A 14,064-nucleotide genomic window follows, 5' to 3' on the forward strand; every position below is an offset into this window, starting at 1 on the left:
GTTCAGGAAGCAATCTCAGCTGATGCGTGTGGATCAAAGGGATTTGTCCGCACAGAGAGCGAGAAGAGGTACGGGTAGTGATTTTTCAGGTACTCCATGTAGTCGAGCCACCCGATAAGCAGGTGAAGAACCACCCGTTCACAATCCCGGGAAAGATGCATAAGGTCAGGTTCAGAGAGATCCCTCAGATCCCGCCGTGCCGAGAGTTCATCTCCAAAATGGGAGAGCGCGGTAATCATCTCTGCAAACGGTTCGTCTTCGAAGAGCATCGGGTGCTGGAGGAGCTGGATCATCACTCCCCGCTTCCGTGAGAGAAACTGTTCCAAAGCCACCAGATCTATCTTCCCGAGTTCACAGCGGCACTCCATCCCAAGAAGACTCTTTCGGGCTGCTCCAAACCGTCTCGCATCCCAGTCATCCCCGATGAGGAGATCATCTCTGCCTGACAGAACAGACGGAACAGCGTCTTTCAGCCGGTATATACAGGGAACACCAAGCTCAGAGAAGAAGACGCCGATCAGCATCCCGATTTTTTTCTTCCTGGCCTGCTGGTTGCTCCGTGAGACCGTCATGTCTATGATATAGGCAATGACGGTAAGAAACGTGCCGACACCGGCAAGGATCAACAGAAGGACAAGGGTGCGGCCGGCATCGGTCTTTGGAACAATATCGCCATACCCGACTGTTGCGATAGTCACGATGATGAAATATACCGCCTCAAAGAGCGAGAGACCCTCAAGTGCCGCAAGGCCAAGAGATCCGACGAGGAAGACCAGGAGAAGAATCCCAAGGTAGAGACGAAAACGCTGATCATCAGTTCCCATAGAGACAGATGAGTGGTATGATACCAATCAGATAAGAAAGGATCCCTCCCAACCGGGATCGGTCACATCCATACCAGAGGAGTTATTATCATTCTGGATGAATATATACTGATGAAGCTGCCGATCCCTCCAATGGGCGTCAGAACAAAAATATTACTTGCATTTCTTGCAATATCAGTAATTTCACTTCTCATCGCAGCCGGAATAGCATCTTCTGTGATTACCACACTCGGAACAACAGCGATAAAGGAGAGTGAAAGTCTCGGCAGGCAGGCAGTCGGGGACAGTACCTCGGCTCTGATCGAAGATGCAGAAGACTATATCCTGAGGGCAGCACTTGACCAGGCAGAACAGATCTCGTTGTATTTTGAGGATACTGAGAAAGCCATCATGACAATGGCAGTATATGGAAGCGGGATCTTTGATCTCCCCCCAATCCATACTGCAACGCAGTCAGGCGAGATTATCACACCGGGCAGCAGCCCAACACCAGAAGAACGCCTCTGGCTCATGCAGATGGAACGGATCATGATACCTGTTGCCACAACCCATCCTGACATAACCTGGTGCTATATCGGAACAGAGACTGGAATCGTCAGGATCTTCCCAAAAGCTGATCTCCCGGAGTCATTTGATCCCAGAACCCGTGATTGGTACCGGAACGCACGTTTGAGCGAGCAGGTCGTCTGGTCACGCCCCTATATCGATGCGGGCGGTGAAGGCCTCACGGTCACGGGATCGTATTTGATCCAGGATATCGATTATACGTGGGTGCTTGGAGCTGATGTCACCATAGAGACCATTAACCAGATGATCATCGAAACCACAATCAGCGGTGACGGATACGCGATGCTCATTGATGCAGACGGCCACGTCATCAGCAGGCCTGGTCTGGATGCAGGCGATCGGCTCTGGGACGAGTCATTCACCACCGAGAATCTGCTGGAGTCAGCAAACCGTGAACTCAGGGCAGTTGTCCTGAAGATGGTGGATGGACAATCCGGGATCAGCAGAATATCGCTTGACCAGAATGAGGTATTTATCGCCTATGCCCCTGTCCGGAGCACCGGGTGGAGCATTGCTGTTGTGATGCCGGTTGAGACGGTCATCGCACCGGCTCTCCAGACAGGAGAGAGGCTTGAGGAGCAGACAGCAAAAACGGCTTCCAAGATCGACAGCCAGATCACCAGAACACGACATCTCTTCATCGTTACCATGGTGGTTCTGATCGGATCTGCCATCATCGGCTCAGCCCTCTTCTCCCAGGCGATCACCCGGCCGCTCAAGCGGCTGAGTGAAGGAGCAGAAGCTATCGGGAGTGGAGACCTGGCATACCGGGTCGATTGCGGGACACGTGATGAGTTTGCCGACCTGGCATCAAATTTCAACCAGATGGCAGAGGATCTGCATACTATGATGGAGGACCTCAAGAGAACGACTGCTGAGAGGGAACGCCTCTCACGGGAGCTTGAGATTGCCCGGAGCATCCAGGAGAGTTTCCTCCCTGACCGGGCACCCATCATCAAGGGCTTTGATCTCGCTGCAAGAAGTGTCCCTGCCCTCTTTGTCGGGGGAGACTTCTACGACTTCATTCCAATTGATGAGGGTCGCTACGGTCTTGTGATCGCAGATGTCTCAGGAAAAGGAGTCTCTGCTGCCCTCTTCATGGCGCTCTCAAGAACCCTTGTCCGGGCAAGTACCGCAGATGAGCCTTCACCCGCTGTTGCAATAGCCCAGGCAAACAGGCTCATCTACGAGGATTCACGGACAAGCATGTTTGTCACGCTCTTCTACGCCATCCTTGATGCACACAAGAGAACACTGACATACGTGAATGCCGGTCATAACCCCCCGATTTTCCTGCGTGGCGATGATCATTCGATCACCCTCCTGAAGGCTGAGGGAATAGCCCTTGGTGTCATGGAGGAGATCGAGCTTCAGACAATCGAGATTCCGCTCCATGAAGGAGATCTCCTCATTCTCTACACCGACGGCGTTACAGAGGCAGAAGACAAAAACCAGGAGCTCTACGGGGAGGAGCGGCTTGAGAAGGTGATGATGGAGATCCAGGGAAGAACCGCATCAGGGATTATTGATGCTGTTATGGAGGATATTGCAGCATTTGTCGGCGATGCACCCCAGTCAGATGATATCACGCTTCTGGTGATGAAAGCAGAAACAAAGACAGACCAGTTGGAGGAGTGAGATGCACGAAACCTGGCTCTGCCCCTACTGTGAAAACACCTTCATTCCGCAGGTGCGATGCGCCACATGCGGTCCGGGGCCGGAGTTTGCAACCTGTCCCCGGTGTGAGGCAACACTTCGAAGGCCAGTAAGAATGGTCTTCTTCTCAGGAATGGATGAAGAATAAAAGTTATTGGAAATGTATTGTTTCATACAGGAAAAATATTTTTTATTGAGTAGTTGTGACTGCTTCAGCTGGTTTTTGAGAAGTAATCCTGCAGGGTTGCTTCGAGTTCCTTGAAAGATACCGGCTTCTGGAGAATGAGCACAATATCATCCTTATATGGAGCAATCTCCTCGTCCCGTATATATTTGGCAGTAAAAAGCATTACAGGCACTCCGTCAAGCCCGGCTTTCTTTAATTCATCGAGAACCTGCCACCCGTCGATCGGGGTCATCATCAGGTCAAGAAGGATGAGATCCGGCATCTTCTCCTGAATAGCAGAGAGTGCATCCCAGCCATTGTTTATCGTGATTGCTTCATAGCCAATCTTCTTTAAGAGCAGACCCATCACGGTAAGATTGGGGATGTCATCATCAACCACCATCACAGTCTTCGTCATAGTTGTATCACCATGGGAAGTCTTACCGTAAAAATACTCCCATCTCCAACCCTGCTCTCAAGCGTTATCCCGCCACCATGAAGCCGCACATACCTATCAGCAATAGAGAGGCCGATGCCCAGCCGATCATACGTCCGGCTGAGTTGTTCTGAATCTGTGATATAGAAAGGTGCGAAAATTTTGCACTTTTCGATCTCATCAATGCCATATCCATTATCTGCAACATGGATGAAATGGTTTTCACTATCAGATGTATAGCCAAGCGAGATTGTTCGTGGGGGATCACTAAACCGCACAGCATTGGATAACAGGCTATGGAAGACCTGGTAGAGGAGAGCCGGATCACCATTGATTGTGAGCGTCTCCGGCAGATCATTGGAGACCATGGCCAGTTGACGGCACCCATGATCCGCCAGAAGTTCCTCAATAAGGGAGTATATCGAGACCTCCTTGAGATTGGGAGAGAGTGATGCCGAATCAGCGATCGATAGATCGATCATCCGGTCGATGATCCGGCGTTCCTGTTCAAGATTGTTCTGGCAGCTCCAAAGCAGCTGAACCACTTCACCGGAGAGTTGATAGCCATCCGGATCATGCAGAAGCAGGCTTAAGTAGCCCATGACAGGTTGGAGAGGGGTTCTGAGCTCATGAGAGGCTATCATGACAAAATCTGATTTCCATTCAATCTCACGTCGAAGCGTATCTTCAAGGATAGTCCGTTGTGTTGTATCAAGAAGGATGCCCAGGGTAACCTCTTCACCATTATGCAGGTATTTTTTGCAGACGACTTCGCCCATCCGTCCTGTCCCGTCTTTTGTTGCGTACCCTCTATCTCCTGGCTGTTTTTCCGAGAATAGAAGGCCTGATTCCGGAAAGAGGAAGCTTATAGGCTGGTTTTTGAAATCTTCCCAAGAATAGCCTGTCATCGAGCAGAGTGCCGGGTTAACAAACTGAAAGCTCCCATCCACGATAATAAAAACGCCAACAGGCAGGTTACTGACAAGCTGCTCGTAGTTATTCTCATGATCCCGGATCAGCTCAAGCATCCGGTGCTCTTCGGTGATATCAATGATCGAAACGATACGGTGGGTGGTGTCTGCTATATGAGCGGTGAGAAGCATGCAGTCAAGAACGTCCCCATCTGCAGCAATGATCTGCACTTCATATTCTTCATGCAGATCGGGATCCTGCCTGGAGAGCAGGCATGACTGCATAACCTGCTGATCACGCTCCTGGAAGAGGGAGAGAATAGTTTCCCCGGTGATATCCTCCTTCTGGTACCCGGTCAGCATGCAGAACTCATCATTCACGGAGTGAATCTGCCCGTCCTCATCAAGGATAAGTATACCCGCACCCGCATTCTCAAAGATAGCCCGATGTGCGGCCTCGGTCTTCTTCCAGAGCGATTCGGTATTCTTCCTCTGTGTGATATCCTCTATGATAACCGTTGCACAATCCCTGCCGTCATCTGCACCCAATGGATGGATTGTGGTATCATACCAGTGCAGTACCCCATCTTCCTCATGCCTCACTTCGCGAGTAACCGGGATCTTCTTCAGAAAGATCTTCTCAACACATTCCGGGTCCCGAAGAAACGAGAGGAAAGGATAGATATCTTCAATGTTCTTCCCGATTATGCCGGGCTGTCCCTCTTCCTGCTGATACCCCCTGGCTGCAGCACTATTATGAAGGATAACGGACAGGTGCCTGTCAACAACCAGTACAGGCTCAGGTATTGAATTAAGTGTTGCCTGGTAGGTAGCCTCAAAACGTGAGAGTTTCTGCTCAGCCATCTTCAGAGGCGTTATATCCACAGCTGAGATGCCGATTGTTTCATCATCAAGGATGGATCCAGACACCCGGACAAAACGCTCTCTGCCGTCTTTCCCAACGAGAACAGCCTCCTGATCCCCAACACCCAAAGACTGCTCAATCTGTTCAAGGAGTGTATCAGCCTTCTCCTGCTCCTGCCAGAGATTCCGCATGGGCCTGCCATGGAGATCATGGGGTATGTAATCAAGCAGGTGAACACAATACGAGTTGATATCCTGTATAGTCCCTGATCTCCGGTCAATGATCCAGTTGCAGGATTTTGCCTGTTCAAGAACCCCTGAATACCTCCTTGAACGGGAACGCACCTTTTCAGAGATACTGGATACGAGCAGGCCAAATAAAACAAAAAGAGTGAAATTTATTGTGGAAGTATAGACCATCCAGACATCATGGCCTGCGAGCGAGTAGACGAGGCCAAAATATCCAAGGGCGACTGCAACAGCAATGATCGTCTCACGCCGTGGGAAGAAGAATGCGGCAATAATGATGGGGATAAAGAAGAGGAACGGGTAGACATCAGTGATACCATGCTGAATACCATGATAGGTTATAAGATATGCTGTTAGTGTAAGTGCAGAAAAAACCCATATACGAAAAATAAGAGACGGCGTGGAGTTCCCTCCGAAAAATGGGGATGCAGTGTCACCTACCATATACTTATATATCCCCCTTCATGCTTATTAAAAGTGTTTTTTTGTTGCATACTGGTTTTTACAGACAAAACTCAGAGGGCGAGGGTTCCGACAACACGGAGCCTGCCTCCTTCCAGGTAATGGATGATCGCTCTATCACCGGGATAATAGATGAGTGGCTTATCCAGCCTGAGGGCAATATGCTGGCTGCCACGATCAGCTGCTTCCATAACCCCTGTCACCTTACCGCTTACAAACTGCATCCAGTGGCCGCAGTAGAGAACCATACCTTCCCTGATTGGTGTCTGCCAGTACTGCACAAGCCCAAGGTCAGCGTCAATCTCAGTTGTACTGGAGAGAGCCGGATCAGTTGAGAGGACAAAACCCCGGTCAAGCTGATCAGCCTCTATATTCTTCAGGGCAAAGCCGACCCGGTCATGGAGAACCGCATACTCATAGTCATCATCATGTTTCTGGATGGACCGGAGTGTTGCCGTCAGTTCATCAGGGAGAACCGTCAGCTGATCGTGTTTCCGGAGACAGCCAGAGACAACCTGTCCAAGGACAACCGTTCCAATTCCCTTGACATTGAAATGATGATCGATTGCCATTGTGCCGTTTGGAGCCTCACCTTTCTGCGGCTTCTCAGATGGCACTCCTGATGCCAGTTCAAGAAAATGTTCCTTGATTCCGATCCAGTTCTCTTCACAGTACTGGTATCCTTCCAGTACCGTTCCCCGAAGGAGCGGTTCAACCTGGTCGCGGCCAAGATAGTTCCTGAGCACGATTATCCCCTTTTGAATCCCGGCAGCATCAAGCATCAGAATACACTCCCCAAGCCGGGGGGTTATCTCATCGATGACAAGAAGTGCAGCCTGTGCCAGTGAGACAGAGAAGAAGAGAGAAGATATCTTCTCAGGGTAGCGGGATGGTGCAACCAGGGTGACGGTATGCTGGTTTCGTTTCAGATCATATATCGTAATATCTGATACAGTCCCTTTCTTTCCGATCTCACGAAGAATATCAGGTGGAGCAAGTGCGGCAACAGTAAGGTTTCCCATGCCTATATGAATCGCTTCAGAGAGTAAAAAAGGGATTGGCAGTCCGGAGGAGAAACCGTATCATTATAAGAGCCCTAACTCCAAACCTCACTTTTGCATGCGACCATACGTCATCATCAATGCCGCAATGAGTGCCGATGGAAAAATATCAACCCGGGAACGGAGACAGGTCAGAATATCCGGACAGGAGGACTTTGCCCGTGTTGACAGGATGCGTGCGGATGTGGATGCAATTCTTGTCGGTATCGGGACAGTGCGATCAGATGATCCGTCGTTAACCGTCAAATCTCCCGCCCTCAGGGAGGATCGGAGAAGGCGTGGAAGAGATGAGAACCCGGTGAGGATCGTCATCGATTCACGGGGGGAGACACAACCCACTGCAGACATTCTCAACAAAGGTGAGGGGAAGCGGCTGATTGCAGTCACATCCGCTGCAGACCAAAACAGAGTACGGGAGCTCTCAAGGCACGCTGAGATCATCTCGTGCGGCGATGATACAGTTGATCTCACCTGCCTCCTCAGAGAACTGCAGGTGCGCGGGATCAACACACTGATGGTCGAGGGTGGCGGAAGCGTGATATGGTCGTTTATCAGCCAGGGGCTCTTTGATGAACTTAACGTCTACCTGGGCGCAATGATCATCGGCGGCAGTACTTCCCCGACGTTAGCAGATGGAGAAGGATTTATTGACGAGTCCCAATTCCCCGGGCTTGTCCTTGATGATGTCCAGCGGATGGATGATGGCCTCCTCATCAGGTGGAAGAAAAAAGTGTGAGAACAGCTGGCAGATTACAGCTCTCTCACATGGATTCTGTCATAGACGACGACAACTTCGCCCGTCATATAGTAGGCAGTTGCCTTGATCCGATCCACCCCACGTGTCCCGGTAAAGGTGATGGATTTCCCCCGTGCAAGAGGCCGTTCAATACTCTGCTCTTCGATCCTGCCGTCTGATGCATACATCGTCACATCTATCCGGGTAACAAAGGTCATCCCTTCTCCTCCATCAAACTGAACCCTGATCTCATTTTTTATCGGGTCCTTGACGGCTGATACAGAGATTGCCTTTCCAGCAGGCATCTGGCCAAGCGGTCCCGGAGTGAGTTGTAACTCCGCTGGAGCCTCATCAGGCTCAACAGGTGTCTCAACAGGAGCAGGTGTTGGAATCAGCTCTTCAACCGGTGTTTCAGCACATCCTGCCACGACAAGTGCAAGAGTGAGCAGGAGAGCTATCAGCAGAAAGTGTCTGGTTCTCATATGCCAGAATAGGATGAAACAACTATATTATGCTATCGTACAGCCGGATTCACCCGCCCTCTTCCGGCTACTTTCTGATCTGCCGGGTTTTGCCTATATTTTCTTCCAGTTTCAGGATATAGCCGATGATATCTTTTCGGATATTCTTTCTCAGCAGGACTTTCATATGAACTGCCTTCCTCTTTCCTGCCCTGTTCTGGATAATGATGTCATGGCCTGTTCCGATGACGACACTCTCCCGGATGGCTTCCCACAGGGTATCATATTGTTTCGTCGTTAGTGAAGCCATCTTAAAACTGACGATTTTATCGATTGGGTGGAAAAACGCCTTTTTATGAGCCAGTCCAAGGATATGTTCGGCATAGGGGTTCATGAAGAGGACGCGGCCGCGTGGGTCGAGAAACAACACACCCTGGTCAAGATGAAGAAGTTCCTTGAATTTCCGGTTATCGTTTCCGGAACGGTACTGGGAGTTCTCATAGGAGTTGATTGCTATCTCGATCGCACTGAAGAGTTCACGATCGGTAAATGGTTTGGTCACATACCCAAACGGCTGTGCTGCTTTTGCCCGTGCCAGGACATCACTGCTGTAATGAGCTGTGCAGAATACGATAGGTATTGAGAAGAACTGGAAAATGACTGTTGCTGCCGAGATGCCATCTGCCCTGCCCTCGAGTCCGATATCCATCAGTACAAGATCAGGATTGGATTCAATCGCCTGCATGACCGCCTCATCAGCAGAAGCCGCAACCCCGGCCACCCCATACCCGAGTTTTCTGAGCATGACAGTGAGCATCTGTACAATCAGGGGGTCGTCTTCAACAATCAGTATCTGCTTAACAGCCATCACCTTCCAGGCAGGAATATTTGTATTTCTGATTAGAGTATTCGATAGATCACCTTTTAATGATTTCTTCATTATTTCTTCATTCCGCCTGCCGGATCATACACCTTCATGATTCTTTTCAGAAACTATTATTATAATTCAGAACTATCCCCAGCTTTAATCGGATCGATCCGATTATGAGAGGTGTGACAAATGACAAAACTCTATCGAAAAATTATCGCTGAGGCGATGGCTGCCCAACGGGCAGATGTTGAGACCATTAAGCAGAAGCGGGGGACGCAGTTCACCCTGTCAGATGTTGAGCCCTATGTGGAGGCTGTGAAGAAGATGATGCCCATTGAAGGGCAGAGTGAAGCAGTCATTAATCTCCACAAGACATCGGTTGTATCCCATTTCAACGCCTTAAATGGACTTACAAAGACTATACGCCCGGAAGACGACCCGTTTGTTGAGCATTACCAGACACCGGTTGTGCTTGAGATCCTCTCTGACGAGGACAAATCATTTGCCAAGAGCATGGATGCCTTTGTCAGCCGGATTGGCAAGTCTGAGGCGCTCATCGGGCGTGAATCTGCACGCCGCTATGCAGGATTCTACGGACCAACCTGTGTGGTCGACTTTGCGCTGATCCCGGGGAGCACAAGTGCCGTTGTGAACCAGATCCTGAAAAAGACAGATATTCCTGAAGCTCACAAAAAAACAATACTGGCAGCAAAATCCTGGGGAATGAACACATCATATGGTGTCGGGGAAGTCTTTGCCACACAGATCGAGGAAGGCGACACCCTTGCTGATGCAAGCGCAAAAGAGGTGAAACAGATCCAGGAGATCTATAAGAATCCAGTGAAAGCCCAGGCTGAGCTGATGGATGGCGCCGGCCACACCTCATTTGATGTCAGGAAATACATGGACAAGTACCGGGAGCATATCACCCCTGCAGTGAAGGCAGCAATTGATGATGGCGTCCATTATGGGAATATCGTCACAATCCCCGCATACTGTGTCGGAGATATTGCCCACCATATCGCACAGTCCACATTCAACATGTGCAAGGATGACGTGATCATGGCAACCATTGACGCAGTCACCGGTGTGATGGAGAAGACGCTGGATGCCGGTGTCGATACCATGAAGAGCGAGTTCGATATCCTCTCGGTTGCAACCGGTGCATCAGCCTGTGCAACAGAATATATCCTGGAACTCGACGGATTCAACGCACCGATGATCGTTGATCTCCTCACCAAGCGCTTCCACAACCTCGTCCAGCTCAACCCGACCAGGGGTGCTGCTGCTGAACTGCATAACTGCGACTTCATGGATATGCTCTACCGGGGATGGAAGATCCTTGACCGGGCACGGAGAGGAACTGCCGGATCAGGCGAGAAGCTCGTCCCGAAAGTGGCTGGCTGTGAGATCGATCTCTCTCCGATACACGAGAACGAGGTGCTGATGAACCCGCAATGGTATGCATACCCCGCCTGTGCCATCACCGTGAGGGCATCAGCCCTGATGCGGCTCTCAGACTACCCGTGCCTGCTGACAAGTGAGCCGGTAACTGCCACGATGATGACCAATATCATCGCCCTCAACAAGGAATGGGCAGCAGCCCCGGTTCGTGCCTGCAAGGATTGTGCAGCCGCATGCCTTGTTGACTTCAGGCACCAGTACTGTGAATACAAGGATGCAGTCTGATCCGTGGTGAAGACCATGAAATGCTATATCTGTGCAGAACAGGGAAAAGACACCGATGCTGTTGCAATCTGTATTGTATGCGGCATGGGTGTCTGTATGGACCATGCAATACGGGAAGAGATCGAGAAATGGGAGGGTGGATATCCCTTCCCGGCAAAGAAGCTCAAACTGAGCATCCCACGCATTCTCTGCCCTCCATGCTATAATGCAATGAAATCGTGAGGTGCGGAGATGTCTCTACTGAAAAAATGTGTTGCTGAGCTTATCGGAACATTTATGCTCGTCTTCTTTGGAGCAGGTGCAGCCGCAATAACCCTGATGCTTGCAAAAGGAGAACAACCCATGTCTGATTTTAGTATCGGTATTGGGTATCTCGGTGGACTTGGGGACTGGCTTGCCATCGGTCTTGCCTTTGGTCTTGTAATAGCCGCTTCCATTTACGCACTCGGAAGAATATCCGGCGCCCATATCAACCCGGCTGTAACGATTGCACTCTGGGCAACAAAACGGTTCCCAACCAGAGAAGTGCCACCCTATATCATCGCCCAGCTCATCGGAGCAACTATGGCAAGTGTTCTCTTCTTTGCCTGCGCAGGTCCTGAATCGGTCACCACCGGCGGACTTGGTGCAACTGCCCCCTTCCCGGGTATCACCTATAGCCAGGCGATCCTGGTTGAGGCCATTGGAACATTCCTCCTGATGCTTGTCATCATGGGGGTGGCAGTTGATAAACGGGCACCCGAGGGCTTTGCAGGGCTGACCATCGGTCTTACGGTAGCAGGTATCATCACCACAATCGGAAACATTTCAGGTTCAGCAATCAATCCGGCCCGTACATTTGGCCCCTATGTCGGAAACACCCTTTTCGGCGGTGATAACCTCTGGGAGTTCTTCCCGATCTATGTCATTGGCCCGATAGCTGGTGCACTGGTTGCAGTATTCCTCTATGACTGGCTGAACTCTGAGTAAGCATCCGAAAACGGCCACATACAAACTCCAACCATCACCCTTTTTACATACACCATCCAATCGAGAAGACGATTATATCATGGCAACAGTAATCCTGATGAACGCAAGCCCCCGTGCAGGGGGGAATACCGAATGTCTGCTTGAAGAATGCAGAAAGGCAATCGAGGCAGAAGGTGTCGGAACAAAAATTATCAGCCTCCGGGGAAAGCAGATAGCATCCTGCATTGCATGCTACTCCTGCAAAAAGACCGGGAAATGTGCACTTGATGATGGTGTGAACGAGATGATCGAGGAGATCCGCTCGGCCGATGGCCTGGTTCTTGCAAGCCCGGTCTATTTTGGAACGGCACGTGGAGATCTGATGGCTGCCATCCAGAGGATCGGTATGGTGTCGCGTGGGAATGACCAGTTCCTCTCACGAATGGTCGGCGGACCAATTGCAGTAGCACGAAGAGGCGGGCACACGGCGACGATCCAGGAACTCCTGATGTTCTATCTTATCAATGACATGATCGTCTGCGGATCAACCTACTGGAACATGGCCTTTGGCAAAGAAGCCGGTGAAGTGCAGTCAGATACCGAAGGACTTGACACTATCCGGAGATTTGGAGAGAATGTCGGGTTCTGTGTACAAAAGCTAAAAAAATAATAATTTTTTTTATACCGCATGGAAGCAGGTGCATTTGATAACATCCACGGTTGTGGCCTTGCAATAGCTATTCTCGATGACGCTTTTGATAATTGAGGTGCCACAGTACCGCAGCTTCACCCGTGCAGACGTTCGTTCACGTTCCTCAAAAAATGACCCATGCGAAAACTCCACCATCCGTTTCATGGAGATTGATACCGCCTGAACCTCCAGGATAATGCCTGAGTCTCCGGTTGAGAGATCTTCTGGGGCTACGTGTGTCAGAAAGAGATGATCTCCCGGATTAACCTCCGAGAGTGTCACGATATTATGTGCGCTCTGGAGTTCAATGGTACGTGGTTTGCCCTGTTTCAGATCGGTAATAACCTGTGGAGAAATACCTGTTAATGCTGCAACATTCATAGTGCTCACCCATACATCGGCAGATTTTCCTTCTTCTGGGGTACTTCCGAAGACTGCACTTCCTCAGCAAACTGCTGCATCGTCGCCTCGATCTCCTCTGCCTGTTCAAGGAGCGGGTTTGTATCAACATTCAGTTCATACAGCTCATTGAGTACCTCAACAGCAGATATCGCCGCACGTGGATCCGGATTGTTCACGGTCTCTCCAAGGAGCCCGATACAGGGAATCTTCCGTAACTTGCACTCTGTGAGGAGGCTTGCGGCTATCCCGGAGATGCTTCCCATCGGGAGGATGATGGCGTGGTCTTCGATTTTTTCAACTGATTCGGCATTGCTCGCCACCCCAAAAACCCTCTTTTCGGACTCGTTTGTGATAATGCCTGCAATCGTTACGATTTCTTTGATATCGAACTGATCAAGCCAGTCAAGGATGCCATTTGCCACCTCGTAACAGATCGTCGGATGAATCGGGATATCTGCAATAACAGCAGTATACTGCTCTTTTTCATAGATCCGGACAGCTGCATTGATAACCCCCTTCTGCATCATCGACATCGGGGGGAAGAAGCGGCTTGTGATATCACCGATATGCTCGAACTCAAGTTGTTCAACCATATACTGCAGAGCGATACTCCCTACAAGGCCAGAGCCTGGAAAACCCATCATCACAACAGATCCCTTCCGACTGAGATCACGTGAGATGATCTTGAGATCACTTGTTTCTTTGGACATTAAAATTACATAGACACCCCTCATACATTATACTATGCAGGAATACCCAGTAAAGCGAGGACAGACAAAAGATCTTGTCGAGAGGATGGTTCGCGGACTCCGGGAAACATTCGGAGCCGAGCCGGTGGAGCAGGACGGACGCTACCGGATTGCGTATGGCGCTCTCAAAAGGCTGGAAGTATGGCCGGGTGAGAAGAACAAGACTGTTTTTGTCGATACAGAATCCGATATCAACGCTGATGACGACCTTATCCTGGATACCAACAAAAAATTCAGGCTCTACCTTGATCTCCTCACCGGATTCTCCACAAAAGAGCGTGTGAAACGGGCAAAGCCAAAAGAAGAATAATTTTTTCCCGC

The 14,064-nt window shown here is 50.2% G+C and carries 16 protein-coding genes; 8 read left to right on the top strand and 8 right to left on the bottom strand.

Annotated features, from left to right (window positions below):
- Positions 1–2: 2 nt before the first annotated feature.
- Complete coding sequence (locus ABCO64_RS00815; RefSeq protein ID WP_253457421.1) at positions 3–824, bottom strand: potassium channel family protein; 822 nt, start codon at positions 822–824, stop codon at positions 3–5.
- A 111-nt stretch (positions 825–935) separates the two neighbouring features.
- On the opposite strand from ABCO64_RS00815, the gene ABCO64_RS00820 reads away from it, so the two are divergent.
- Both ABCO64_RS00820 and ABCO64_RS00825 read left to right on the top strand, forming a co-directional pair.
- Positions 936–3,029 (top strand): SpoIIE family protein phosphatase, encoded by a 2,094-nt coding sequence (locus ABCO64_RS00820; RefSeq protein ID WP_253457424.1) that lies wholly within the window; start codon positions 936–938, stop codon positions 3,027–3,029.
- A 1-nt stretch (position 3,030) separates the two neighbouring features.
- Positions 3,031–3,195 (top strand): hypothetical protein, encoded by a 165-nt coding sequence (locus ABCO64_RS00825; RefSeq protein ID WP_253457427.1) that lies wholly within the window; start codon positions 3,031–3,033, stop codon positions 3,193–3,195.
- A 64-nt stretch (positions 3,196–3,259) separates the two neighbouring features.
- Here ABCO64_RS00825 and ABCO64_RS00830 read toward each other — a convergent pair whose 3' ends face one another.
- From ABCO64_RS00830 to ABCO64_RS00840, 3 genes are all read right to left on the bottom strand, one after another.
- Complete coding sequence (locus ABCO64_RS00830) at positions 3,260–3,631, bottom strand: response regulator (protein WP_253457429.1); 372 nt, start codon at positions 3,629–3,631, stop codon at positions 3,260–3,262.
- Positions 3,628–6,117: a PAS domain-containing sensor histidine kinase gene (locus ABCO64_RS00835; RefSeq protein WP_253457433.1), complete on the bottom strand. Its 2,490-nt coding sequence runs from the start codon at positions 6,115–6,117 to the stop codon at positions 3,628–3,630. The genes ABCO64_RS00830 and ABCO64_RS00835 overlap by 4 nt, the downstream gene beginning before the upstream one ends.
- Before the next feature lie 71 nt (positions 6,118–6,188).
- Complete coding sequence (locus ABCO64_RS00840; RefSeq protein WP_253457436.1) at positions 6,189–7,157, bottom strand: EF-Tu/IF-2/RF-3 family GTPase; 969 nt, start codon at positions 7,155–7,157, stop codon at positions 6,189–6,191.
- Between the two features lie 97 nt (positions 7,158–7,254).
- Between ABCO64_RS00840 and ABCO64_RS00845 the strand changes: the two genes are divergently transcribed.
- Positions 7,255–7,932, top strand: a complete 678-nt coding sequence (locus ABCO64_RS00845) for a 2,5-diamino-6-(ribosylamino)-4(3H)-pyrimidinone 5'-phosphate reductase (protein ID WP_253457439.1) — start codon at positions 7,255–7,257, stop codon at positions 7,930–7,932.
- Between the two features lie 14 nt (positions 7,933–7,946).
- Here ABCO64_RS00845 and ABCO64_RS00850 read toward each other — a convergent pair whose 3' ends face one another.
- Complete coding sequence (locus ABCO64_RS00850; RefSeq protein WP_253457442.1) at positions 7,947–8,414, bottom strand: hypothetical protein; 468 nt, start codon at positions 8,412–8,414, stop codon at positions 7,947–7,949.
- A 67-nt stretch (positions 8,415–8,481) separates the two neighbouring features.
- Positions 8,482–9,261, bottom strand: a complete 780-nt coding sequence (locus ABCO64_RS00855; protein ID WP_253457445.1) for an ATP-binding response regulator — start codon at positions 9,259–9,261, stop codon at positions 8,482–8,484.
- A gap of 192 nt (positions 9,262–9,453) precedes the next feature.
- Between ABCO64_RS00855 and ABCO64_RS00860 the strand changes: the two genes are divergently transcribed.
- The 4 genes from ABCO64_RS00860 to ABCO64_RS00875 all read left to right on the top strand — a co-directional run bounded on the left by ABCO64_RS00860 (position 9,454) and on the right by ABCO64_RS00875 (position 12,571).
- The gene (locus ABCO64_RS00860; protein ID WP_253457448.1) at positions 9,454–10,953 is read left to right on the top strand and encodes a DUF2193 domain-containing protein; all 1,500 of its coding nucleotides are present in this window, start codon (positions 9,454–9,456) and stop codon (positions 10,951–10,953) included.
- 15 nt (positions 10,954–10,968) lie between these two features.
- Positions 10,969–11,175, top strand: a complete 207-nt coding sequence (locus ABCO64_RS00865; protein WP_253458145.1) for a DUF2180 family protein — start codon at positions 10,969–10,971, stop codon at positions 11,173–11,175.
- 9 nt (positions 11,176–11,184) lie between these two features.
- Positions 11,185–11,922, top strand: a complete 738-nt coding sequence (locus ABCO64_RS00870; protein ID WP_253457451.1) for an MIP/aquaporin family protein — start codon at positions 11,185–11,187, stop codon at positions 11,920–11,922.
- A gap of 79 nt (positions 11,923–12,001) precedes the next feature.
- A complete protein-coding gene (locus ABCO64_RS00875) occupies positions 12,002–12,571 on the top strand; it encodes a flavodoxin family protein (RefSeq protein ID WP_253457455.1) in 570 nt (189 codons plus the stop codon).
- Between the two features lie 9 nt (positions 12,572–12,580).
- On the opposite strand, the gene ABCO64_RS00880 is transcribed toward ABCO64_RS00875, so the two are convergent.
- Both ABCO64_RS00880 and ABCO64_RS00885 read right to left on the bottom strand, forming a co-directional pair.
- The gene (locus tag ABCO64_RS00880) at positions 12,581–12,973 is read right to left on the bottom strand and encodes a DUF473 domain-containing protein (RefSeq protein ID WP_253457458.1); all 393 of its coding nucleotides are present in this window, start codon (positions 12,971–12,973) and stop codon (positions 12,581–12,583) included.
- A gap of 5 nt (positions 12,974–12,978) precedes the next feature.
- Positions 12,979–13,704 (bottom strand): proteasome assembly chaperone family protein, encoded by a 726-nt coding sequence (locus ABCO64_RS00885; protein WP_253457461.1) that lies wholly within the window; start codon positions 13,702–13,704, stop codon positions 12,979–12,981.
- A 34-nt stretch (positions 13,705–13,738) separates the two neighbouring features.
- Between ABCO64_RS00885 and ABCO64_RS00890 the strand changes: the two genes are divergently transcribed.
- A complete protein-coding gene (locus tag ABCO64_RS00890) occupies positions 13,739–14,053 on the top strand; it encodes a DUF5611 family protein (RefSeq protein WP_253457464.1) in 315 nt (104 codons plus the stop codon).
- Positions 14,054–14,064: the final 11 nt, after the last annotated feature.

This window comes from Methanocalculus natronophilus (assembly GCF_038751955.1).
In the GTDB taxonomy this organism is placed as follows: domain Archaea; phylum Halobacteriota; class Methanomicrobia; order Methanomicrobiales; family Methanocorpusculaceae; genus Methanocalculus; species Methanocalculus natronophilus.

Bases quoted from the DNA above. Each gene is read 5' to 3' on its own strand.
- ABCO64_RS00880 (WP_253457458.1), bottom strand. From the start codon at position 12,973: ATGAATGTTGCAGCATTAACAGGTATTTCTCCACAGGTTATTACCGAT.
- ABCO64_RS00845 (WP_253457439.1), top strand. From the start codon at position 7,255: ATGCGACCATACGTCATCATCAATGCCGCAATGAGTGCCGATGGAAAA.
- ABCO64_RS00820 (WP_253457424.1), top strand. From the start codon at position 936: ATGAAGCTGCCGATCCCTCCAATGGGCGTCAGAACAAAAATATTACTT.
- ABCO64_RS00830 (WP_253457429.1), bottom strand. From the start codon at position 3,631: ATGACGAAGACTGTGATGGTGGTTGATGATGACATCCCCAATCTTACC.
- ABCO64_RS00870 (WP_253457451.1), top strand. From the start codon at position 11,185: ATGTCTCTACTGAAAAAATGTGTTGCTGAGCTTATCGGAACATTTATG.
- ABCO64_RS00860 (WP_253457448.1), top strand. From the start codon at position 9,454: ATGACAAAACTCTATCGAAAAATTATCGCTGAGGCGATGGCTGCCCAA.
- ABCO64_RS00890 (WP_253457464.1), top strand. From the start codon at position 13,739: ATGCAGGAATACCCAGTAAAGCGAGGACAGACAAAAGATCTTGTCGAG.
- ABCO64_RS00885 (WP_253457461.1), bottom strand. From the start codon at position 13,704: ATGTCCAAAGAAACAAGTGATCTCAAGATCATCTCACGTGATCTCAGT.
- ABCO64_RS00825 (WP_253457427.1), top strand. From the start codon at position 3,031: ATGCACGAAACCTGGCTCTGCCCCTACTGTGAAAACACCTTCATTCCG.
- ABCO64_RS00855 (WP_253457445.1), bottom strand. From the start codon at position 9,261: ATGGCTGTTAAGCAGATACTGATTGTTGAAGACGACCCCCTGATTGTA.
- ABCO64_RS00850 (WP_253457442.1), bottom strand. From the start codon at position 8,414: ATGAGAACCAGACACTTTCTGCTGATAGCTCTCCTGCTCACTCTTGCA.
- ABCO64_RS00875 (WP_253457455.1), top strand. From the start codon at position 12,002: ATGGCAACAGTAATCCTGATGAACGCAAGCCCCCGTGCAGGGGGGAAT.
- ABCO64_RS00815 (WP_253457421.1), bottom strand. From the start codon at position 824: ATGGGAACTGATGATCAGCGTTTTCGTCTCTACCTTGGGATTCTTCTC.
- ABCO64_RS00840 (WP_253457436.1), bottom strand. From the start codon at position 7,157: ATGGGAAACCTTACTGTTGCCGCACTTGCTCCACCTGATATTCTTCGT.
- ABCO64_RS00865 (WP_253458145.1), top strand. From the start codon at position 10,969: ATGAAATGCTATATCTGTGCAGAACAGGGAAAAGACACCGATGCTGTT.
- ABCO64_RS00835 (WP_253457433.1), bottom strand. From the start codon at position 6,117: ATGGTAGGTGACACTGCATCCCCATTTTTCGGAGGGAACTCCACGCCG.